Consider the following 21,287-nt stretch of genomic DNA (forward strand, 5'->3'; position numbering starts at 1 on the left):
TAGCGCTGCGAAGCTTGGTTGCGTGCGTGGCAGGAGTGACATTCTGAGGGGTAAAAGCGACAAGATGGATCTCCCGGACAGCATCTGCACCGAGGTCGCGATCCTTTGCTATCCAGACTGCCAGCTTGCGGCGGTGTACGGACTGACCGATCTCTTTCGTATTGCGGGGGAGATCAGCCGCGACCGTGCCGATGGCGAAACGACGCCTGCCATTCGCGTCAGCCACTGGCAGCTCGATGCTTTCGGCGCGGAGGTCGTCTGCACATTCGATAGCCATCCAGGACGTCCGCACAGGCTCGGTTACGTCGTCGTCCCGCCCAGCCTGATCGTGCCCTCTCGGATGCAGCCGATGCAGACGCTCGTTTCTTGGCTGCTGGCGCAACACGGCAACGGCACCCGGCTTTGCTCGGTCTGCGCCGGGGCATTCCTCGCCGCAGAGACAGGCCTTCTCGACGGCCGCGATGTCACGACGCACTGGGCGTTCGCCGCCGAGCTTGCCGAGCGCTACCCGCAGCTCCGCGTCGATGCCGACCGCATGCTCATCGACGACGGCGATGTCGTCACGGCGGGCGGCATCCTCGCCTGGACCGATCTTGGCCTGACGATGGTGGCGCAACAGCTCGGCCCCTCGATTATGCTCGATACCGCGCGCTTCCTCCTCACCGACCCTCCCGGCCGCCTGCAGCAACCCTTCATCGGGTTCGTGCAGCGCCGGGATCATGGCGACGAGGCGATCCTGAAGGTCCAGAACTGGCTACAGACCACAAACGCACGCGATCATGCGATCGAAATGCTCGCCGGCCGGGCCGGATTAGGTGAGCGGACATTCCAGCGCCGCTTCCTCAAGGCAACGGGACTGCGCCTGACAGAATATGCGCAGCATATCCGCGTCGCGAAAGCACGCGAACAGCTCGAGACAAGCCGCAGAAGCATCGAGCAAATCGCATGGGACGTCGGCTATGGCGACGTCTCGGCCTTCCGCCGCATCTTCCAGCGGCTGACAGGCCTGGCGCCGGCCGATTACCGGCGCCGCTTCGGTGCGGTACTGCAGGATCCGGAGGAGCCGCTGGTCCCGACTATTCCCTGAAGGTGCCTGCTTTCGTCGCCGCAAATGTCGCGAGCGCATCCATCAGCGGCGGCGAGAGGCAGTCATACGGCTCCAGTCCCACCTCCCGGATTCGGGCCCGAATGCCGTCCATCTTTTTCGGCGAAACGCCGCTTTCAATCACCGACGAGACAAAGGCGGCGAATTGCGGCGCCTGCCAGCCCTTGTCGCTCGAAAGCTCGGTGTGGACGAAGGTGAGCCCCTGGAAGGCATGGTCGCGCTCGACCGGGCCGTGCATATGAGCGCCGCAGGCCCTGCAGGCATGGCGCAGGATCAGGGCGCCAGGATCGACGACCGCCAGCTTGTCGCCGTTCTCGACGACATGGACATTCGCCGTCGGGGTGACCGCGACGACGGAGAATGTCGCACCGGCCGGCTTCCAGCATTTGGTGCAGCCACAGGCATGGTTGTGCACCACCTGCCCATCGATCCGCACCTTCACTGGCTTGTCCACACAGAGGCAGACAAGCGTGCCACCTGCGAAGCTGTCGGATCCCGCAACGATGCCATCGTCGATCGCCGGGTGAAGAAGAACCTTCTCTGGCATTTCCTGCTCCCTCTCGCTCTTTTCTGGCCCGTTGGCGCGGGCAGGAGAAAAGCTAGACCCGTTCCCATGCTTTGGGAACGAATCATTGGGGCCCCCCAAAGGGCGATCAGGAAAGGCCGGCGGCCTCCTCGAGACCGAGCGCGAGATTGAGGTTCTGCACCGCGGCGCCCGAGGCACCCTTGCCGAGATTGTCGAGCAGCGCCAGTGCCATTCCCTGCCCGTTCGACGCGTTGCCGAAGGCCATGATGCGCAGGCGATTGGTGCCGTTGAGGTTTTCAGGGTCTATGAGGGCGTGAAAGCCGGCTGCGCCCGCCCGCGCCTTCTGCACTTCAGCCGCCTCGTCGGCGGAGAGCACCTCAATGAACCGCTCGCCCTTGTAATGCGCCTCATAGGCGGCCGTGAGATCAGACGCCGAGGGTTTGCCGGGCAGCCGCCCGAGATGGAGCGGCAGCTCGATGATCATGCCCTGAGCGAAGCGACCGACCGCCGGCGTGAAGATCGGCGCTTCGGCGATCGAGCCATAGCGCACGACTTCCGGCAGGTGCTTGTGGGCGAGCGTCAGGCCATAGGGCCGGAACGCGTCGTGCGAGCCGGGCGGCGGGGTCTGCTGCTCGAATTCGGTGATGAGGCCCTTGCCTCCGCCGGAATAGCCGGAAATGCCGTTGACATAGAGCGGCCAGTCGGCGGGTAGCAGGCCGGCATCGACCAGCGGCCGGATCAGCGCGATGGCGCCCGTCGCATAGCAGCCAGGGTTGGCAATGCGGGTCGCCTCGGCGATCTTCTGGCGTTGGCCCGGCGCCAATTCGGCGAAACCGTAGGCCCAGCCCGGGAACACGCGATGCGCCGTCGAGGCATCGATGATCCGCGTCTCCGGATTGGTCACGAGCGTCACCGCCTCGCGGGCCGCATCGTCGGGCAGGCAGAGAATTACCGCGTCGGCAGCGTTCATCATCTCGGCCCGTGCGGACGTTTCCTTGCGCCGCTCCGGCTCGATCGACAGCAGCGCGATATCCGGCCGCCCCTCCAGGCGCTGGCGGATCTGCAGCCCGGTGGTTCCGGCTTCGCCGTCGATGAAGACCTTGGCTGACATGATCGTCTCCGCTTTGAGCAAGTCGTGGAGGTATGCGGATGAAGTGCCCGCCAACCGGCCCTATCAGGTGGGTATGACGGGACCATGCAAAAAGGGCGCTCCGGTTTCCCGAAGCGCCCTTTCCGAAACGTCTGTTGACGCGGCTTAGCGCTTGGAGAACTGGAAGCTGCGACGCGCCTTGGCGCGGCCGTACTTCTTGCGCTCGACGACGCGGCTGTCGCGGGTCAGGAAGCCGCCCTTCTTGAGGACGCCGCGCAGCTCGGGCTCGTAATAGGTGAGCGCCTTCGAGATGCCGTGGCGCAGCGCGCCAGCCTGGCCCGAGAGGCCGCCGCCGGCAACGGTGGCGACGATGTCATACTGGCCATTGCGATTGGCAACGCCGATCGCCTGGCGAACCAGCATCTGCAACACCGGGCGCGCGAAATAAGCCGAGAACTCACGCGTGTTCACGGTGATCTTGCCGGTGCCCGGACGGATCCAGACGCGGGCGATCGCGTTCTTGCGCTTGCCGGTGGCATAGGCGCGGCCCTGGGCGTCCAGCTTCTGGACATGAACCGGAGCGGCGTTCTCGGACGAAGTCGAGACGAGGTCCTGGAGCGACTGAAGATCGGCCATGTTCAGGCAACCCTCTTGTTCTTGGGATTGAGCGCGGCGACATCGAGCACTTCAGGCTGCTGTGCCTCATGCGGATGGCTGGAGCCACCATAGACGCGCAGATTGCTGAACTGCCGACGGCCGAGCGGACCCTCGGGGAGCATGCGCTCGACGGCCTTCTCGATCACACGCTCGGGGAAACGCCCCTCGATGATCTGGCGCGGGCTGCGCTCCTTGATGCCGCCGATATAGCCGGTGTGCCAGTAGTAACGCTTGTCCTGGTACTTGCGGCCCGTGAAGACGCACTTCTCGGCATTGATGATGATGACGTTGTCGCCATCATCGACATGCGGCGTGAAGCTGGCCTTGTGCTTGCCGCGCAGACGGTTGGCCACGATGGTGGCGAGCCGGCCGACGACCAGCCCTTCGGCGTCGATCAGAATCCACTTCTTCTCGACATCCGCCGGCTTGGTGGAAATGGTGCTCATTATCGAACTCGTTTCTCGTGCCCTCGGGGGCATAAGGGAAGGCAACGGGACGAGCCCGTCGATCGGCGGGTTATCTACAGTTTCGCTGTCCGCGCGTCAACCATGACAAGATCGCCTCAGCGGCAAAAGCTCTATAAAAATCATAGTTCTGGCTATTGCGGTAATATGATACCGCAAATCGTGTCCGGCCGATTTCCGCCACGATGATAGGGCTCATTGGCAGCGGCCGGGATGAACTGTTCCCGCTACCTGCCGATCGGCTATTGTGTCGTCCCAATCGCGCGACCAGGAAGAAGACAATGACCGAAGGCGGACTTTCTCCCCGATTGAGCATCGTGACGCTGGGTGTCGCCAATGTCGCGAAGTCGAGAGCGTTCTACGAGTCGCTCGGCTGGCGGCCGTCCTCGGCCAGCCAGGAGCAGATCGTCTTCTTCCAACTGTCCGGGGTCGTGCTGGCGCTGTTCGACCGCAACCACCTCGCCGACGACGCCACGGTCGCGCCAGCCGGCGACGGCTTCCGCGCGGTGACGCTGGCGCACAATGTCGCTTCGGAAGCCGAGGTCGATGCTGCCCTCGCGCATGTCGAGCGCTGCGGCGCCCGCATCGTCAAGCCGGCGGCGAAAGTCTTCTGGGGCGGCTATTCCGGCTATTTCGCCGATCCCGACGGCCATCTCTGGGAGGTGGCCTTTAACCCATTCATTTCCTTTGATGAGGCAGGTCGCCTCGTCCTCCCTGGACCCGTCGTATGAAAATCAGAACGCTCGCTCTTCTGCTCGCCGCGACGTCGGCCCTTGCCGGCTCGCAGGCTTTTGCCGCCACGCCCTACACGCCGGTTGTCGCCACCTATGACACGGCCGGTGCCGATGATGCCGAGCTCAAGGCCTTCATCGATTCGCTGCAGAAGGCGATCGACGGCGGCGATGCCGCTTTCCTGAAGCTTCAGGTCGCCAAGGACCTTCTGATCTACGCGCCGCCCGTCGGCTTCCCCGATGCCACGACACCCGGCCCTCTCGCCAATCCAGACAAGCATGAGGGCGAACAGCGGCTCGACGAGGCTGCAATTCTGATGGGTTCGGCGGATGTCGATTACACCCGCGATGATCTCGACAGCATGGTGATCGACCTGTTCGGCACGGCCATCGAGCCAAGGACGGTGGGCAAGTCCAAGATCGCCGGCGACCGGCTGTGCTCGCCCGCGGAACCGATCTTCGATCGCGACAAGGCGCTGGAGATGGCAGCCGCGGCCGATGTTCCGCCCGGGAACCTGTGGATTCTGTCCGACAAGACGGACTTCCACGAGAAACCCGACGCCAAGTCGCCGGTCATCGAGACACTGCCGGCCAATTCGGTGGTTCCGTTCATCGAGGGCTCTGTCGACGTTCCTCCGGCGGATGGGGGTGCCACAGCGCCCGATACGAATGATGCCGAGGCCGCGGATGATGGCGGTTGGTATTCGGTCGCCCTGCCCTCGGGCAAGACCGGCTATGCCAGCGACGACGCCTCGCTCGGCTTCCAGGCGGTCAGCGTCTGCTACGGCAAGGTCGAAGGTCACTGGGCCGTGACGGCCGTGATGGTGCCGAGTCTCTGAGGGGCTCCAGCCATCGGCGTCGGCTCAATGAGCCGACGTCCGCGACATCAGGTTGACGATCATCACGCCGACAAGGATGAAGCCGATGCCGACGGTGCCCCAGGCGTCCGGCTTCTGGCCGAACACCGCCCAGCCGATGGCCGAGATCAACACGATGCCGATGCCGGACCAGACGGCGTAGGCGACGCCGATCGGGATCGCGCGGAGCGTCAGTGACAGGAAGTAGAAGGCGGTGACATAGCCGACGGCGACGACCAGAGATGGCCCGAGCCGCGTGAAGCCGTTGGAGGCCTTCAGCGACAAGGTCGCGATCGTCTCGGCGAAGATCGCAATTCCCAGAAAGAGATAGCTCTGCATGATCAGGCGCCCTTCCGCGTCTGTTCCATAAGGCGGTCGCGCAGCCCTGCCCGATCGTCGGTTTCGAAGCCAAGAATGTCAGCCAACCACACGCCATCCGCCGCGAACCGGGCGAGTTGCAACGCATTGTCGCTGTCGGTCTCGACATGTTGGCCCAGCCGTCGCCGCAGCCATGCGGCCCAGGCGGTGCGGATCTGCGGATCGGCGATGGCGGATATCCAGAGGCCCGCAAAAGGCGGGCTCTGATGGCGTTCGTCGGCGCGGAACACCGAGCCGATATAGGCGCGGGTGAAGCAACCATACCGCTCACCGTCTGCCGCGATCGCTTCGTCGATCTCGCGGTCGAGCTCGTCGAAGAGGCCCGCGAAGACCGCATCGACGAGGGCGGACTTGCTGCCGAAATGATGGAAGAACGCACCCTTGGTGACGCCGGCCGCCGCGGCGACGGCGTTGACGCTGAGCCCTGCGACGCCCGCGTCCACGACCAGCGTGCGCGCGCAATCGAGCAGCGTGGCGCGGACCTGTTCTGGGTCTTTGGGTTTGCGATGAGCCTGCGACATGAACGAAACATACCGCGCGGTATGTTCGAGCGTCCAGCCTTGTGATTGAGGCGTTCGGGCCTCATCTGATGATTCCCGCATCAGGAGCTCACCGATGACGATCGATCACGACCGCTATGATGATGACTATCTGCGTGACATCCTCGCGACGACGCAGACAATCGCCATGGTCGGCGCCAGCCCGAAGCCCGATCGTCCGAGCAATGGCGTGCTCGCCTATTTGAATCGCGCGGGCTACGCGACCTATCCGGTCCACCCCGGACTTGCCGGCGGCACGATCCACGGACGGACGGTTGTGGCCCGGCTCGCCGACGTGCCGGTGCCGATCGACATGGTCGATGTGTTTCGGAATTCCGATGCGATCCCGGCTTTGGTCGATGAGGTGCTGGCGCTCGATCCGCTCCCGAAGGTCGTCTGGCTGCAGCTTGCGATCCGCAATGATTCAGCGGCGGCGCGGCTCGAAGCGGCCGGGGTCAGGGTCGTGATGGACCGGTGTCCCGCAATCGAGCGGCCGCGCCTGCTAAGCCGCTGACGAGCGAGCACAAACGAGCCATTCGCGGCTAAAACGCGGAAAATCCTTCTTTGCCAGGCGCCATCGCTTCGCGCTATCGATAGAAAAAGTGCGCGGACCATCAGGTGCGCGAATGCGTCTGGCTTGGGAGGACAAGATGGCTGAAGACAGGATTCCGGGATTTGCGACGCTCGCGGTACATGCCGGAGCGCAGCCAGATCCAACGACCGGCGCGCGGGTGACGCCAATCTATCAGACGTCGTCCTTCGTGTTCGAGGACGTCGACCACGCCGCCGCCCTGTTCGGGCTGCAGGCCTTCGGCAACATCTATACCCGCATCGGCAACCCGACCAATGCCGTGCTGGAAGAGCGCGTCGCGGCGCTGGAAGGCGGCACCGCCGCACTCTCCGTCGCCTCGGGCCATGCGGCGCAGCTCCTCGTTTTTCACACGCTCCTGACGTCGGGCGACGAGTTCGTCGCCTCCAAGAAGCTCTATGGCGGCTCGATCAACCAGTTCGGCAATGCGTTCAAAAGCTTTGGCTGGAACGTTGTCTGGGCTGATCCGGACGACATCTCGTCCTTTGAGCGGGCAATCACGCCAAAGACCAAGGCGATCTTCATCGAGTCGATCGCCAATCCGGGTGGGATCATCACCGACATCGCGGCGATCGCAGCCGTCGCCAAGCGGGCCAACGTGCCGCTGATCGTCGATAACACGCTGGCGACGCCCTATCTCTGCCGGCCGTTCGAGCATGGCGCCGACATCGTGGTGCATTCGCTCACCAAGTTCCTCGGCGGCCACGGCAATTCGATCGGCGGCATCATCGTCGATGGTGGTCGCTTCAACTGGACGCGCGAGGGCCGCTATCCGAAGCTGTCCGCGCCGCTCGCCGAATATGGCGGCATCGTGCTCGCCGAGACCTTCGGCAATTTCGCCTTTGCCATTGCCTGCCGCGTGCTGGGCCTCCGCGATCTCGGACCGGCGCTGGCGCCGCAGAACGCATTCCTGATCCTCACCGGCATTGAGACGCTGCCGCTGCGCATGCAGCGCCATTCCGAGAACGCGCGCGCCGTAGCGGAATTCCTCGTCGATCATCCGGCAGTATCCTGGGTCAGCTATGCCGGCTTGCCGGGCGATCGGTACTACAATCTCGCGAAGCGCTATGTGCCGAAGGGCGCCGGGGCCGTGCTGACCTTCGGCCTTGCGGGCGGCTACGAGGCGGGCATCAAGCTCGTCTCGTCGGTCAAGCTGTTCTCGCATCTCGCCAATATCGGCGACACGCGCTCGCTGATCATTCACCCGGCCTCGACGACGCATCGGCAGTTGTCCGATGCACAGAAGGTGCAGGCTGGCGCGGGTCCGGATGTGGTGCGTCTCTCGATCGGAATCGAGGACAAGGAAGACATCATCGCCGACTTGCAGCAGGCGCTCGGCTAACCGCTGGCGCGGGGCGGGCTCAGGCAGCCTGCCCCGCCGACCAGCCTGATGACCACGCCCACTGAAAATTGTAGCCGCCGAGCCAGCCGGTGACGTCGACGACCTCACCGACGAAATAGAGGCCCGGCACGACTTTCGCCTGCATCGTCTTCGAATCGAGGCCCGCAGTATCGACGCCGCCAAGCGTCACCTCGGCGGTCCGATAGCCTTCCGAGCCGTTCGGTTTGACCCGCCAGTTGTTCACGGCGGCATCCACCGTCTTCAGCACCGCGTCAGAGCAGTCCGCAAGGTTTGGCCTCGCGCCGGACTCGTTCGCGATGAACTGCGCCAGCCGCTTCGGCATCTGCTCGGAGAGCAACGTCGCAACCTGCTGGCGCCCATTCGCGGCGCGAGCGGCCTTCAGCGCAGCGAGAACATCCATGCTGGGCAGAAGGGACAGGCCGATCGCCTCGCCCGGCCGCCAGTAGGATGAGATCTGCAGGATCGCCGGGCCGCTGAGACCGCGATGGGTGAAGAGCAGCGCTTCGTCGAACGATGTCTTGCCCGCGCGCGCGATGGCGTCGACGGCGAGCCCGGCCAGGGGTGCGGTCTTCTCGAGCAGCGCTGGCTCAAATGTCAGCGGCACCAGTCCCGGCCGGGTCTCGACGATGGCAAGGCCGAACTGCCGCGCGATGCGATAGCCGAAATCAGTCGCGCCCATCTTGGCGATCGACAATCCGCCGGTGGCGACGACCAGCGACTGCGCTTCGACCGTTTCTTCCGGCAGGTCGATGCGATAGCCATCCGGACCATGCCCGACCGCGCCGACCGGGCAGCCAAGGCGCAGCGTGACGTCGCCGAACGCCATTTCGGCGATCATCATTTCGACGATCTGTCGCGCGGAGCCGTCGCAGAACAGTTGTCCGAGCTTCTTTTCGTGCCAGGCGATCTTGTGACGCTCGACCAGCGCGATGAAATCCTGCGGCCGGTAGCGTGACAGCGCCGAGATTGCGAAGCGTGGATTGGCCGAGATAAAATTTGCCGGCGCGGCGCCGACATTGGTGAAGTTGCAGCGGCCTCCGCCGGAGATACGGATCTTCTCGCCGGCCGTGCGCGCGTGATCGACGATGAGGACGCGGCGCCCCCGCTTGCCGGCCTCGGCGGCCGCCATCATGCCGGCGGCTCCGGCGCCGATGACGACGACGTCGAACCGCGTCACGCGGGCCTCGGGGTGGCGAAGATGGCGTCGATCTCCGTCGGGCCGAGAATGCGAAACGCACCCGGCTCCAGGTCTCCGGGAAGAGCGAGCCCGCCCACGCGGTCACGATGCAGTGCGTCGACATGGTTGCCGAGCGCCGCGAACATCCGCCGAACCTGATGGTAGCGGCCCTCGTTCAGCGTCACGAAGCACTCTGTCGGCGAAAGCGTCTCCATCGCGACCGGAAGCAGCGGCTTTTCCTCGCCTTCGAGCATCAGCGTTCCCGCGGCGAGCGCCGCAGCCTCGCTGCCATCGAGCGGGCGAGCGAGCGACACGCGATAGCGCTTCGGCACATGGCTTTTCGGGGCGATGATCCGGTGCAGCAACGCCCCGTCATCCGTCATGAGGATGAGGCCGGACGTCTCCTTGTCCAGCCGCCCGACCGTCGAGATGGCCGGGTCGCGCCGGCGCCAGCGCTCGGGCAGCAGACTGTAGATCAGCGGGCCGATATCCTTCTGCGAGCAGGTGACGCCGAGCGGCTTGTTCAGCATCAGGATGAAGCCGGGCGCCGGGTCGAGCGCCACACCTGAAACCGTCATGCGGGTCGCGAGGTCGGCGGTCACATAGACGCGCTGCGCCGGGTCGGTCTCGGCCTCGCCATCGAGGATCACGCGGCCGCCCTCGATCAGCGTCTGCACCTCGCGGCGCGAGCCATAGCCGAGATTTGCCAGCAGCTTGTCGAGCCTCGCGGTCGGCGCCTTGCTCATCGGATGGCCTCAAACAGTTTGTAGCCGTCGGCATCGCCGATGAGGCGGACCACCTTGAAGCTCGCCTTGAGCACGTCCTCATAGGGCAGATGCCGGTTTGCCGTCACGAAGGCACGGCCGCCGCGGCGCAGGCTGCCGGCGGCGCGGCGGATGAAGGCCTGGCCGAGCGCCCTGTCCTCTGCGCCGCCGTCATGGAAGGGGGGATTCATGACGATGAAATCGAGTGCCTCGGGCAATGCGGCCGTTCGCACATCGGCCCAGAGAAAGTTGGCGCGGGCGTCGACGACATTATGCTCGGCGCATTCGACGGCCCGGCGGTCGATGTCGACCAGCGTCAGCGATGTCACGAGCGGCGACGGCAACACGGCGCGGGCCAGGATGCCGATGCCACAGCCCAGATCCGCGCCGCGGCCCTCGAGCAACGGCAGTACCTCGATCAGCGCGGCCGTACCGGGATCGATGCGATCAAACGCGAAGACGCCGGGCTGGGACCAGAGCCCGAGTTCGGGGACAATGCGCGGCGCGCCATCGGCAATCGCTTCATCGATGCCTTCGAGCGGACGATCAATCACGACCTCGCAGACGCGGTGATGCCGGCGGGGGGCAGAGGCGACGGCGAGCCCAAAGGCCTCGAGCTCCGCCACAAGGCGCGCGCCGCCCTTCTTCACAGGCGCCATCACCGTGAACCGCCCGCCCGGCGCCAGCGCCTTCAAGGCGAGCGCCAGCACATAGCGCCGCTCGATCGTCCCCGGAGGGGCCAGCATCGCCAGCGTGGCTAGGTCGTGGTCGCGCTCTTCGAGCTTCGCGGCGCCTGGCATCAGCGGCGAGAATTGCGCCGCGTCCTTCGCCACTTCGGCGAGTTCCGCGGGTGGCTCGCCATAAACACCCTGTTGCTTGCTGTCCGCCATGTCCCGCCACATCTGATCATCTTCGGGGTTCCTACCCCGCAACGGCGGATCGCGAAAGTCCCTGACAGCTCGGCGGCGGTCCGGGTTGCCGGAGCGGGCGTGGCCATGGATGTTGGGGGCAAGGAGAATCATGCCGGCAATGCGTCCCGATATCCTCAATCCGCTGTTCCGCTCGGTCACGAGCCTTCCCGGAGTCGGGCCGAAGGTCGGTGAGATGATCAGCCGGCTGCTCGGCCTCAATGCTGCCGGCGAGCCGCCGCGGGTTGTCGACTTGCTGTTCCACATGCCGACCGGCGTCATCGACCGCCGCAAACAGCCCGGCATCGCTCTTTCGCCTGAGGGCGCGATCGTGACGCTTGCGCTTCGGATCGACCGGCATCAGCCGCCACCGCCGGGCAATCGCAAGCAGCCTTACCGCGTCTTCGGGCAGGACGAGACCGGCGAGATTGCGCTCGTCTTCTTCCACGCCGAGACGGCCTTTCTCGAACGCACCATGCCGGTCGGCGAGACGCGCTATGTCAGCGGCCGGGTCGAGTGGTTCAACGGCCGCCCGCAGATGGTCCATCCGGATCATGTCGTCGATCGGGATGGCTTTGAAAAGCTGCCGATGATCGAGCCTGTCTATCCGATGACAGCGGGTCTCGCCCGCAAGACGTTGGCGCGCGCGATCCGCGGCGCAGTCGATAGCCTGCCGCATTTGCCCGAGTGGTTCGACGCTCCGCTGCTTGCCCAGCGGAGCTGGCCGGACTTCCACGATGCGCTCGACGCCTCGCATACACCGCGTGGTGCGGAAGATCTGGCCGCAACAAGTCCGGCGCTGATGCGTCTCGCCTATGACGAGATTCTCGCCAGCCAGCTGGCGCTCGCCCTCACCCGCGCCAATCTTCGCCGTGCCTCCGGTCGTGCACGGGTCGGCGATGGCCGCATGCGCCATGCGATCGTGGAGGCCCTGCCTTTCAGCCTGACGGCGAGCCAGAGCCAAGCGATTGCCGAGATCGAGACGGACCTCGTGGCGCCGGACCGGATGCTGCGCCTCCTCCAAGGCGATGTCGGCTCCGGCAAGACGCTGGTGGCGCTGATGGCGGCCGCCATCGTCATCGAGAGCGGCGCGCAGGTCGCCCTGATGGCACCGACCGAACTGCTCGCGCGTCAGCACGCGAAATCGCTGGCGCCGCTCGCCGAGGCCGCAGGCATGCGCCTGGCGGTCCTGACCGGCCGGGAGAAAGGCCGCGAGCGCGTCACAATCCTCGAAAGGCTTGCAGAGGGCGCCATAGATCTCGTCGTCGGCACGCATGCCGTCTTTCAATCGGGCGTGGAATTTCGCGATCTGGGCCTTGCCGTCGTCGATGAGCAGCACCGCTTCGGGGTGCATCAGCGTCTCGCGCTCGCCGGCAAGGGCGCTGCGACCGATATCCTTGTAATGACGGCAACGCCCATCCCGCGCACGCTGGTGCTGGCCGCCTTCGGCGACATGGACGTCTCCAAGCTCACGGAAAAGCCAGCCGGCCGGCGCCCTATCGAAACGCGCACCATTCCGCTCGAACGTCTCGACGAGGTCGTCGGGCGCATCGCGACCGCCATCGAAGGTGGCGCCAAGGTCTATTGGGTATGTCCCCTGGTCGAGGAGTCGGAGGAGGTTGACGCCGCAGCCGCTGAAGCCCGCTTCGCCGAGCTGCAAGCGACGCTGGGTGCTGCGGTCGGTCTCGTGCATGGCCGTATGAAGGCGGCGGACAAAGATGCTGCGATGCTGGCCTTCCAGCGCGGCGACACGCGGCTCCTCGTCGCGACGACCGTGATCGAGGTAGGCGTCGACGTTCCGGATGCAACCATCATCGTCATCGAGCATGCTGAACGCTTTGGCCTCGCGCAGCTCCACCAATTGCGCGGACGTGTCGGGCGCGGTTCGAAGCCGTCGACCTGTCTGCTGCTCTATCGCGGACCGCTCGGCGAGACGGCGCATGGCCGCCTCGCCATCATGCGGGAGACCGAGGACGGCTTCCGCATCGCGGAGGAAGATCTCCGCCTGCGCGGCGAGGGCGATCTGCTCGGCACCAAGCAGTCCGGCGTGCCGGGCTTCCGCATCGCCCGGTTCGAGGAGCACGGCGCGCTGTTCGAGATCGCGCGGCAGGATGCGCGGCTGATCGTCGAGCGCGACCGCGATCTCATCTCGGAGCGCGGCAAGGCCCTGCGGCTGCTGCTCTATCTCTTTGGCCGCGACGAAGCGATCCGCCTGTTGCGCGCCGGCTGATTACGCCTCGCCTCGGCCGCGATTTACGGGTAGGCGTTTGGCTCCCGCCGAACCGTTCGAGCGTCATGCCTCCGCCCGCTCCCCCCGAACGTCCGCTGGCGCGAGTTCGCGCCCTCTTCCGCTCCAGCGAGCCGTCGCTGCTGCTGCTCGCGGCCATCATCGGCGCGCTTGCCGGCGTGATCGTCGTGACGATCTCCTTGTTGACCGAGGCACTGCATGTCCTGCTTTTCGGCATCGATCCGGGCAGTCAGCTCAGCGCAGCCGCGTCGATCGAGCCGTGGCAGGTCGCCGTTCCGCTTGCCGGCGGGGCGCTGCTCGGTCTCGTCGTCTTCCTCTTTCGCAAGCGACGCCGCCTGATCGTCGACCCGATCGAGGCCAATGCGCTGCATGGGGGGCAGATGTCACTCTTCGACAGCCTGCGCGTCGGTCTCGAAAGCGTCATCTCGAACGGCTTCGGCGCCTCGGTCGGTCTCGAGGCCGGCTATACGCAGGTTGCGAGCGGCTTTGCTTCGGCCATCGGTACGCGCCTTGGACTGCGCCGTGCCGATCTCCGCCTTGTCGTCGGCTGCGGCTCGGCCGGCGCTATCGCCGCCGCATTCGGTGGCCCGCTGACCGGGGCCTTCTATGGCTTCGAGCTGATCATCGGCGTCTATTCCGTTGCGAATGTCGCTCCGGTCCTGATCGCCGCCCTGACGGGTTATCTCGTTGCGCGGGGTCTCGGCCTTGACGCGCATGTCATCACAGTTCCGAGCGACTTCCATATCGAGGCTGCGAACTATCCGCCTTTCCTGTTGCTCGGACTGCTGCTTGGCCTGCTTGCGATCGGCATCATGCGCCTTATCACGCTGGTCGAACTTGGCTTTCAGAAGAGCGGCATTCCGCGCTTCTTCCGGCCGGCGATTGGCGGTGCCGCGGTCGGCCTGCTGGCGCTGATCACGCCGCAGGCGCTGTCCGGCGGGCATGGCGCGCTCTACCTCAATCTGGCGACGACCCCGGCCATCGGCACGCTTCTGCTGGTGATCCTCGTCAAGATCGCCGCGACCTCGACCTCGGTGGGCTCGGGCTTCCGCGGAGGTCTATTCTTCGCCTCGCTGTTCCTCGGCGTCCTGGTCGGTCGTCTCTACGGCGCCTCGCTCGAGCTCGCCTTTCCACAGCTCGACCTCGATCCGACTGTGACGGCGATCGTCGGCATGAGTGCGCTGGCGGTCGGCATCATCGGCGGTCCGCTCACCATGACATTCCTGGCGCTTGAAGTGACCGGCGATCTGCAGCTGACCGGCATCGTGCTGGCCGCCTCGGTGCTCTCGACGACGATGGTGCGGCAGTTCTTCGGCTATTCGTTCTCGACATGGCGACTGCATCTGCGTGGCGAGACGATCCGCGGCGCACAGGATATCGGTTGGCTCCGTGATCTGACCGTGGGACGCATGATGCGCACGGATGTGCGGCCGATCCTGGCCTCGATGCGGCTCGACGCCTTTCGCAGTCTCTACCCGCTCGGCTCGGCGCAGCGTGTGGTGGCAACCGACAATGCCGGCGCCTATGCCGGCATTGTGCTGGTTTCCGATGCACATGCGAGCGCCGAACCCGGCGAACATAGCGTCGCGAAGCTCTGCCGCTACCCGGACCGGATGCTGCTTCCCGACATGACGGCGCGCGAGGCGGCAGCGACCTTCGATGCCGCCGAAAGCGAGGAACTCGTCGTCGTCGACGACACGGATCACCGACAGGTCATCGGCCTCCTGACCGAGGCCCATCTGCTGCGCCGCTATGCAGAAGAACTCGACAAGGCGCGACGCTCCCTTTCAGGCGAGAGTTAAGCGCTCAGGCGGCCGGCAGGCGCGGCGGCAGCGCGGGATGGAGCCGCGCCGGATCGTATTCCGGCGTGACGAGGCCGGCGGACAGCACCACCTTCGCGGCCTCTTCGACCGTCATGTCGAGTTCGATCAGCTCGCTGCGCTTTACGAACAGCATGAAGCCGGCCGTCGGCGCCGGGCTTGGCGGCAGGAACACGGTCACCCATTCCTCGCCGTCCTGGCCGATACGCTGGCGGATTTCGCCGCGCGTCTCGGTGGCGATGAAGACAATCGCGTAGACGCCCTTGTAGGGAAACTCCATCAGCGCGGTCTTGTGGAACGACTTGCCCTTCGACGAGAGCACGGTCTCGAACAGCTGCTTCAGCGCGCCATAGAGGTTGCGCACCAGCGGCGTGCGGCCAACGAGCGATTCGCCGAGGCCGACCAGCGTGCGGCCGACGAAATTCGCCGTCAGGAAGCCGAGCAGCGTCAGCGCGATCACGGCGACCAGCACACCGAAGCCGGGCACAGAGAACGGCAGATACGAGTCGGGGCTGTATTCGCGCGGAATGACCGGTTTCACCCAGCCGTCGATCCATTTGATCAGCGACCAGGTGAGATAGATGGTGATCGAGATCGGCGCCGCGATCACGAGGCCGGTCAGGAAGTAGTTCCGCAGCCGCTTGACGATACGCCGACCAGGCGAATCGACGGGTACGGATATCTGAGGCTCGTCCAGGCTCATGCCGTCTCCTGTCGCCGAAAGGCGAACTCTGCCACGGCATTATGACGGCTGCGAAAAGGATCGCCAGCCTCGATCCGCGCCAGATGGCAGCGGCAGAGGCAACGCAGCGGCGCTGCTATTCGACCGTCACCGACTTGGCGAGGTTTCGCGGCTGATCAACGTCGGTGCCCATGAAGACAGCCGTGTGATAGGCGAGCAGTTGGACCGGGATCGCATAGACGAGCGGTGTCACCGCCGCCGGCATTTCCGGCAGGATCAAGGTCTCGACAGCGTCGATCGCTGCCGCTTCGCTGCCCTTGCGGTCAGTGATCAGGATGATCCGTCCGCCGCGGGCGGCCACCTCCTGCATGTTGGAGACCGTCTTCTCGAAGACGCGATCATAAGGCGCGATCACGACGACAGGCATCTCCTCATCGATCAGCGCGATCGGTCCATGCTTCAGCTCGCCGGCCGCATAGCCTTCGGCATGGATGTAGGAGATTTCCTTCAGTTTCAACGCGCCCTCCAGTGCGATCGGATAGCTCGTCCCGCGGCCGAGATAGAGACAGTGCTTCACCTTGGCGAGATCGCGGGCGAGCGCCTCGATCTGGCCTTCAAGGCGGAGCGCCTCATGCATCAGGCGCGGAACCTCGCTGAAGCTCCGGACGAGCAGCGCTTCCTCGGCGGCATCGATGGTACCGCGCGCCCGTCCGGCTGCGATCGCGACCGCGGCGAGCACGGCGAGCTGGGCGGTGAAGGCCTTGGTCGACGCGACGCCGATCTCCGGCCCGGCGAGGATGGGCAGCATGACATCCGCCTCGCGGGCGATCGTCGATTCGCGGACATTGACGATCGCCGCAATCCGCTGGCCCTGGCCCTTCGCGTAGCGGAGCGAGGCCAGAGTGTCGGCTGTCTCACCGGATTGCGATATCACGATCGACAATCCGTCCTTCGACAGGGGCTGCTCGCGGTAACGGAACTCCGAGGCGATATCGATGTCGACAGGCAGCCGGGCGATCCGCTCGAACCAGTATTTCGCGACGAAGCCGGCGTAGTAGGCAGTGCCGCAGGCCGTGATCGAGAGGCGGTCGATGCGCGAGAAGTCGATGTCGTCGACCGCCTTGGCGGCGCTTGCGACGAGATCGAGATAATGCCCGAGCGTCCGGCCGACGACCTCCGGCTGCTCATGGATCTCCTTGACCATGAAATGGCGGTGGTTGCCCTTGTCCGCGATATAGGTCGAACCGGCGGTGGTCGTCGGCGTGCGGGCAATCTCGACGTCGTCGGCATCGAAGATCGTGGCGCCGGCTCTTGTCAGGACGACGCTGTCGCCGTCTTCGAGATAGGTGATCTCGTCGGTAAACGGACCGAGCGCGATGGCATCGGAGCCGAGGAACATCTCGCCGCTGCCCCAGCCGATGGCGAGCGGGCTGCCGCGGCGGGCGCCGATCACCAGATCGTCCTCGCCCTCGAACAGGAAGGCGAGCGCGAACGCGCCGGTCAACCGTTTCAGCGTCGCCTGCACGGCCTCCTTGGGCGACAGACCATCGATGAGTCCGAGCGTCACCAGATGGGCAACGACTTCGGTGTCGGTGTCGGACGAGAACACGCGGCCAGCGGCCTCCATCTCGAGCCGCAATTCGCGAAAATTCTCGATGATGCCGTTATGGACGACCGCGACGCGTTCGGTCGCATGCGGATGGGCGTTGCGCTCAGTCGGAGCGCCATGCGTCGCCCAGCGGGTGTGGCCGATGCCGGAGCGTCCGGTCTTGCGATTGGCGCGGAGCTTCGCTTCGAGATTGCGCAGCTTGCCCTCGGCCCGCAGCCGGTCGAGATGGCCCTCTTCGAGGACGGCAATGCCGGCCGAATCATAGCCGCGATATTCGAGGCGCTTCAGCCCGTCGACGAGAAGCGGCGCAACCGGCGTCAGTCCGAGAATGCCGATGATGCCGCACATGCCTCGCGTCCCCCATGATCCGAGGCCGGCGATCATCCGGCCGATTTTCAGACCCTGCCGCCAGAACCCTTAATAGTCCTTGGCAAACCCCGGAAATCACGTCCTGTTTCGGATTTTCATTGATCCCTCAGACGCGCTTCCGCTGCGTGGCCGCTTTGGCGGCTCGGAAGCGCGCGGCCCAGCCGGGCTTTTCCACTTGCCGTCCGCGCCCAAGCGCCAGCGCATCCGGCGCGACGTCCTCGGTGATGACGCTTCCCGAGCCGACATAGGCCCCGTCGCCTATATTAACCGGGGCGACCAGCGCGCTGTTCGAGCCGATGAAGGCGCCCTCGCCGATCACTGTCAGCGCTTTGTCGAAACCATCGTAATTGCAGGTAACAGTACCGGCGCCGATATTCGCCTCGGCACCGACACGGGCGTCTCCGATATAGGTCAGGTGACTGACCTTGGCGCCGGCACCGATCTCGGCATTCTTCACCTCGACGAAATTGCCAACTTTCGCCTGGGGCCCGAGCTTTGCGCCCGGGCGAAGCCGCGCGAAGGGCCCGACAGCCGCGCCGGCTTCGACCCGCGCGCCTTCGAGATGGGAGAAGGCATGGATGACCGCGCCGCTTTCGACCGTCACGGCAGGGCCGAACACAACGTTCGGCTCGACGGTGACATCAGGCTCCAAAAGCGTGTCATGGGAAAAGAACACCGTTTCCGGCGCGACCAGCGTCACGCCGGCCAGCATGGCGCGACGGCGCGCGCGCGTTTGCCAGATGGCTTCGACCTCCGCGAGCTCGACGCGCGTATTGACGCCGGCCACCTCATTCGCATCAGCCTCGATCGCAACGACCGGCAATCCGGCAGCATGGGCGACGCCGACCGCGTCGGTCAGATAGTATTCGCGCTTGGCGTTGTCGTTGCCGATGGAGGCGAGGAGATGCAGCAGACCGGCACCGGCAAAGGCCATCAGCCCAGCATTGCAGAGCCCGATCTGGCGCTCTTCTGGTGAGGCGTCACGCTCCTCGCGGATGGCGACGAGGCTGCCCTTCTCGACGATCAGGCGTCCATAGCCGGTCGGATCGGCGGGCCGGAAACCGAGCACCACGACGGCGGCGCCAGCGGCGATCTCGGCGCGCAGTCTTGCGATCGTCTCGGGTGTCACCAGCGGCGTATCGCCATAGAGCACCAGCACGTCATCGGCCGGGTCGGCGAGCGCGTCGCGTGCCGCGAGGACAGCATGGGCCGTGCCGCGGCGTTCTGTCTGGACAAAGATATGCGAGGACGGCGCCGCCTTGCCGACGAAGCGCTCCACAGCCTCTGCACCGCTGCCAACCACGACGGCGAAACGGCCGATGCCGGCGGCGGAGGCCGATTTGAGCACATGACCGATCATCGGCAGGCCGGCGACAGGATGCATTACTTTCGGCAGGGCGGAACGCATCCGCGTCCCCTCGCCGGCCGCGAGCAGGATGGCGAGCGATGAGCGATCGGTCATGGGTCCTCCCTTCGTCGAATGGAGGCCAGCATTGCGCGATCCGGGCGCTTGCGGTCAAGCGCCGAGCGGGTTCAACACGCCGCGGCTCAGCCGACCTGCTGGAGCATCGGGAAGGTTTCGAGCAGGAAGAAGGAGATCCGCGACATCTGGCCCGTCAGGAACAAGAGGCCGGCGAGGACAAGGAACGCGCCCATGGCCTTCTCGACCTTCGGCAGATGGCGGCGGAAGCGCCCAAGCGCCTCGACGAGATGCTCGGCAAAGCCCGCAACCAGCAGGAACGGTATGCCGAGCCCCAGCGAATAGATCGCCAGCAGCCCGGCGCCGCGCGCCACCGTATCGGTCGAGCCGGCGACCGCCAGGATCGCGGCAAGCACCGGTCCGATGCAGGGCGTCCAGCCAAAGGCGAAGGCGAGGCCGAGCACATAGGCGCCGGCAAGGCCGGCCGGCTGCTTGTCGACCCGCAGCCGCGCCTCGCGGTGCATCAAGGCGATGCGAAAGACGCCGAGGAAATGCAGTCCCATGACGATGATCACGAGGCCGGCGACGATCGACAGGATGTCCTGGTAGCGCGCCACCATACGGCCGACCACCGAGGCGGTGGCGCCAAGCAGCACGAAGACCGTCGAGAAGCCGAGCACAAACGCAAAGGAGGATCGCAGCACCACGCGCCGCACCCCGCGCTCAGCCTTGCGTGCCGTCACCTCTTCGAGGCTGAGGCCCGTCACGTAGCAGAGATAAGGCGGCACAAGCGGCAGGACGCAAGGCGAAATGAACGATAGCAGCCCGGCGATCAGGGCGCCCCACAACGTGACATCTGACGGCATCGACACCATGGCCTCAGGGCCAGGAGGCGGCCCGCGACGGTTATAGGCGATCGGACGCGGCGGGCCAGTCACGGATATGCGATGATGCCGGTCAAGCTGCCGGCAACCGCTCGCGGAGCCCCTTGGCGCCGCCTCCGGCTTCCGATAGATGGCTTGGAAGACGTGGGGCCAGCACAAGGTGACCGGAATGATCGTGAGTTGCGGCGAGGCGCTGATCGATTTTCTGCCGACGAAGGATGCCGAGGGCCGCGACAGCTATCGCCCTGCGGTCGGCGGATCGCCCTATAATGTGGCTCTGACCACCGGGCGTCTCGGCATCAAGAGCGGCTTCCTCGGCGGCATTTCGACGGACTTCTTCGGCGAGATGCTGGCCGCCGAGCTCGAGCGCAGCAATGTCAGCCTTAAATATGCCGGGCGCTCGCTGCGCCCGACGACGCTTGCGTTCGTCAGCCTCGCGCATGAAGAGCCGCAATATGCGTTCTTCGACGAGAACAGCGCCGGACGCCTGCATGATCCCGCCAAGCACGAGTCCGTGGCCGACGACGTAGAGGCTCTGCACTTTTCGTCCTTCTCGCTCGCGACCGAACCATTCGCCAGCCGGCTGGCGACCGTGATGGACCAGAACCGCGGCAAGCGTGTCATCAGCTACGATCCGAATGTGCGGCCGACGCTGATTCCCGATCGCGAAGCCTTCAAGGCGCGCGCGGAAGTGTTTGCCCATGGCGCCGACATCGTGAAGATCTCTGGCGCCGACCTCGAATGGCTGCATCCGGGTGAAGCGCCGGAGACGATCGCGGCCGGATGGCTTGCCGGCGGAGCTGGCATCGTCGTTGTGACGCGCGGCGGCGCGGGCGTGACCGCCTATACCCGCACCGGATCGATCTTCTCCCCCGTCCAACCGATCACCGTCGCCGATACGGTGGGTGCCGGCGACAGCTTCTCGGGCGGACTGCTCGCGCGTCTCTCCGAAAAGGGCCTGCTCAGCATCGACGCGATCCGCGCGATCGACCATGCAGCTCTCAAGGATGCGCTCGACTTTGCCAACCGCGTCGCTGCGGTCACCTGCTCGCGCGTCGGCGCCGATCCGCCCTGGCGGAATGAAATCGCCGGCTGAGGCGATCCTCG

At 65.5% G+C, this 21,287-nt stretch carries 21 protein-coding genes; 8 read left to right on the top strand and 13 right to left on the bottom strand.

Annotation, left to right across the window (positions count from 1 at the left end):
* Positions 1-64 precede the first annotated feature (64 nt).
* On the top strand, positions 65-1,087 hold the full coding sequence (locus BUB39_RS14145) for a GlxA family transcriptional regulator (protein WP_073054494.1): 1,023 nt from the start codon (positions 65-67) through the stop codon (positions 1,085-1,087).
* On the opposite strand, the gene gfa is transcribed toward BUB39_RS14145, so the two are convergent.
* The 4 genes from gfa to rplM all read right to left on the bottom strand — a co-directional run bounded on the left by gfa (position 1,077) and on the right by rplM (position 3,824).
* Positions 1,077-1,652 (bottom strand): S-(hydroxymethyl)glutathione synthase, encoded by a 576-nt coding sequence (gene gfa, locus BUB39_RS14150; protein ID WP_073054496.1) that lies wholly within the window; start codon positions 1,650-1,652, stop codon positions 1,077-1,079. The two genes, BUB39_RS14145 and gfa, sit on opposite strands and share 11 nt — an antisense overlap.
* Positions 1,653-1,758: 106 nt before the next feature.
* Entirely contained in the window at positions 1,759-2,742 is a 984-nt protein-coding gene (argC, locus tag BUB39_RS14155) for an N-acetyl-gamma-glutamyl-phosphate reductase (RefSeq protein WP_073054498.1), read from the bottom strand.
* 144 nt (positions 2,743-2,886) lie between these two features.
* Positions 2,887-3,357 carry a 30S ribosomal protein S9 gene (rpsI, locus tag BUB39_RS14160; RefSeq protein WP_073054500.1) on the bottom strand — a complete coding sequence of 157 codons (471 nt, stop codon included), beginning with the start codon at positions 3,355-3,357 and terminating at the stop codon, positions 2,887-2,889.
* A 2-nt stretch (positions 3,358-3,359) separates the two neighbouring features.
* Positions 3,360-3,824: a 50S ribosomal protein L13 gene (gene rplM / locus BUB39_RS14165; RefSeq protein ID WP_073054502.1), complete on the bottom strand. Its 465-nt coding sequence runs from the start codon at positions 3,822-3,824 to the stop codon at positions 3,360-3,362.
* Between the two features lie 299 nt (positions 3,825-4,123).
* On the opposite strand from rplM, the gene BUB39_RS14170 reads away from it, so the two are divergent.
* Both BUB39_RS14170 and BUB39_RS14175 read left to right on the top strand, forming a co-directional pair.
* Complete coding sequence (locus BUB39_RS14170) at positions 4,124-4,573, top strand: VOC family protein (protein ID WP_073054504.1); 450 nt, start codon at positions 4,124-4,126, stop codon at positions 4,571-4,573.
* Entirely contained in the window at positions 4,570-5,412 is an 843-nt protein-coding gene (locus BUB39_RS14175; RefSeq protein ID WP_073054506.1) for an SH3 domain-containing protein, read from the top strand. The genes BUB39_RS14170 and BUB39_RS14175 overlap by 4 nt, the downstream gene beginning before the upstream one ends.
* A gap of 24 nt (positions 5,413-5,436) precedes the next feature.
* Here BUB39_RS14175 and BUB39_RS14180 read toward each other — a convergent pair whose 3' ends face one another.
* Complete coding sequence (locus BUB39_RS14180) at positions 5,437-5,769, bottom strand: DMT family transporter (protein WP_073054508.1); 333 nt, start codon at positions 5,767-5,769, stop codon at positions 5,437-5,439.
* A gap of 2 nt (positions 5,770-5,771) precedes the next feature.
* Positions 5,772-6,329: a TetR/AcrR family transcriptional regulator gene (locus tag BUB39_RS14185; protein WP_073054511.1), complete on the bottom strand. Its 558-nt coding sequence runs from the start codon at positions 6,327-6,329 to the stop codon at positions 5,772-5,774.
* Between the two features lie 100 nt (positions 6,330-6,429).
* Here BUB39_RS14185 and BUB39_RS14190 point away from each other — a divergent pair, with 100 nt between their 5' ends.
* Positions 6,430-6,861 carry a CoA-binding protein gene (locus tag BUB39_RS14190; protein WP_073055531.1) on the top strand — a complete coding sequence of 144 codons (432 nt, stop codon included), beginning with the start codon at positions 6,430-6,432 and terminating at the stop codon, positions 6,859-6,861.
* Positions 6,862-6,997: 136 nt separating this feature from the next.
* Complete coding sequence (locus BUB39_RS14195; RefSeq protein ID WP_073055533.1) at positions 6,998-8,278, top strand: O-acetylhomoserine aminocarboxypropyltransferase; 1,281 nt, start codon at positions 6,998-7,000, stop codon at positions 8,276-8,278.
* Between the two features lie 19 nt (positions 8,279-8,297).
* Here BUB39_RS14195 and BUB39_RS14200 read toward each other — a convergent pair whose 3' ends face one another.
* The 3 genes from BUB39_RS14200 to BUB39_RS14210 are packed head-to-tail and all read right to left on the bottom strand — an operon-like array spanning position 8,298 to position 11,130.
* Positions 8,298-9,476, bottom strand: coding sequence for a BaiN/RdsA family NAD(P)/FAD-dependent oxidoreductase (locus tag BUB39_RS14200; RefSeq protein ID WP_073054513.1), 1,179 nt, complete (start codon positions 9,474-9,476; stop codon positions 8,298-8,300).
* A complete protein-coding gene (locus BUB39_RS14205) occupies positions 9,473-10,222 on the bottom strand; it encodes a pseudouridine synthase (RefSeq protein WP_073054515.1) in 750 nt (249 codons plus the stop codon). Before BUB39_RS14205 ends, BUB39_RS14200 begins: the two co-directional genes overlap by 4 nt.
* Entirely contained in the window at positions 10,219-11,130 is a 912-nt protein-coding gene (locus tag BUB39_RS14210; protein ID WP_073055535.1) for a class I SAM-dependent methyltransferase, read from the bottom strand. The genes BUB39_RS14205 and BUB39_RS14210 overlap by 4 nt, the downstream gene beginning before the upstream one ends.
* Before the next feature lie 139 nt (positions 11,131-11,269).
* Here BUB39_RS14210 and recG point away from each other — a divergent pair, with 139 nt between their 5' ends.
* Positions 11,270-13,378 carry an ATP-dependent DNA helicase RecG gene (recG, locus tag BUB39_RS14215; RefSeq protein ID WP_073054517.1) on the top strand — a complete coding sequence of 703 codons (2,109 nt, stop codon included), beginning with the start codon at positions 11,270-11,272 and terminating at the stop codon, positions 13,376-13,378.
* Positions 13,379-13,443: 65 nt separating this feature from the next.
* Complete coding sequence (locus BUB39_RS14220) at positions 13,444-15,198, top strand: chloride channel protein (RefSeq protein ID WP_073054519.1); 1,755 nt, start codon at positions 13,444-13,446, stop codon at positions 15,196-15,198.
* 4 nt (positions 15,199-15,202) lie between these two features.
* Here the strand turns inward: BUB39_RS14220 and BUB39_RS14225 are convergent, their stop codons facing one another.
* The 4 genes from BUB39_RS14225 to BUB39_RS14240 all read right to left on the bottom strand — a co-directional run bounded on the left by BUB39_RS14225 (position 15,203) and on the right by BUB39_RS14240 (position 20,162).
* Positions 15,203-15,919 (bottom strand): DUF502 domain-containing protein, encoded by a 717-nt coding sequence (locus BUB39_RS14225; RefSeq protein WP_073054521.1) that lies wholly within the window; start codon positions 15,917-15,919, stop codon positions 15,203-15,205.
* 115 nt (positions 15,920-16,034) lie between these two features.
* A complete protein-coding gene (gene glmS, locus BUB39_RS14230) occupies positions 16,035-17,855 on the bottom strand; it encodes a glutamine--fructose-6-phosphate transaminase (isomerizing) (RefSeq protein ID WP_073055537.1) in 1,821 nt (606 codons plus the stop codon).
* 127 nt (positions 17,856-17,982) lie between these two features.
* The gene (glmU, locus tag BUB39_RS14235) at positions 17,983-19,338 is read right to left on the bottom strand and encodes a bifunctional UDP-N-acetylglucosamine diphosphorylase/glucosamine-1-phosphate N-acetyltransferase GlmU (protein WP_073054523.1); all 1,356 of its coding nucleotides are present in this window, start codon (positions 19,336-19,338) and stop codon (positions 17,983-17,985) included.
* An 86-nt stretch (positions 19,339-19,424) separates the two neighbouring features.
* Positions 19,425-20,162 carry a cytochrome c biogenesis CcdA family protein gene (locus tag BUB39_RS14240; RefSeq protein WP_073055539.1) on the bottom strand — a complete coding sequence of 246 codons (738 nt, stop codon included), beginning with the start codon at positions 20,160-20,162 and terminating at the stop codon, positions 19,425-19,427.
* 148 nt (positions 20,163-20,310) lie between these two features.
* Here BUB39_RS14240 and BUB39_RS14245 point away from each other — a divergent pair, with 148 nt between their 5' ends.
* Positions 20,311-21,276 carry a carbohydrate kinase family protein gene (locus tag BUB39_RS14245; protein ID WP_084527389.1) on the top strand — a complete coding sequence of 322 codons (966 nt, stop codon included), beginning with the start codon at positions 20,311-20,313 and terminating at the stop codon, positions 21,274-21,276.
* Positions 21,277-21,287: the final 11 nt, after the last annotated feature.

The sequence above is a fragment of the Kaistia soli DSM 19436 genome (genome assembly GCF_900129325.1).
Classification (GTDB): Bacteria; Pseudomonadota; Alphaproteobacteria; order Rhizobiales; family Kaistiaceae; genus Kaistia; species Kaistia soli.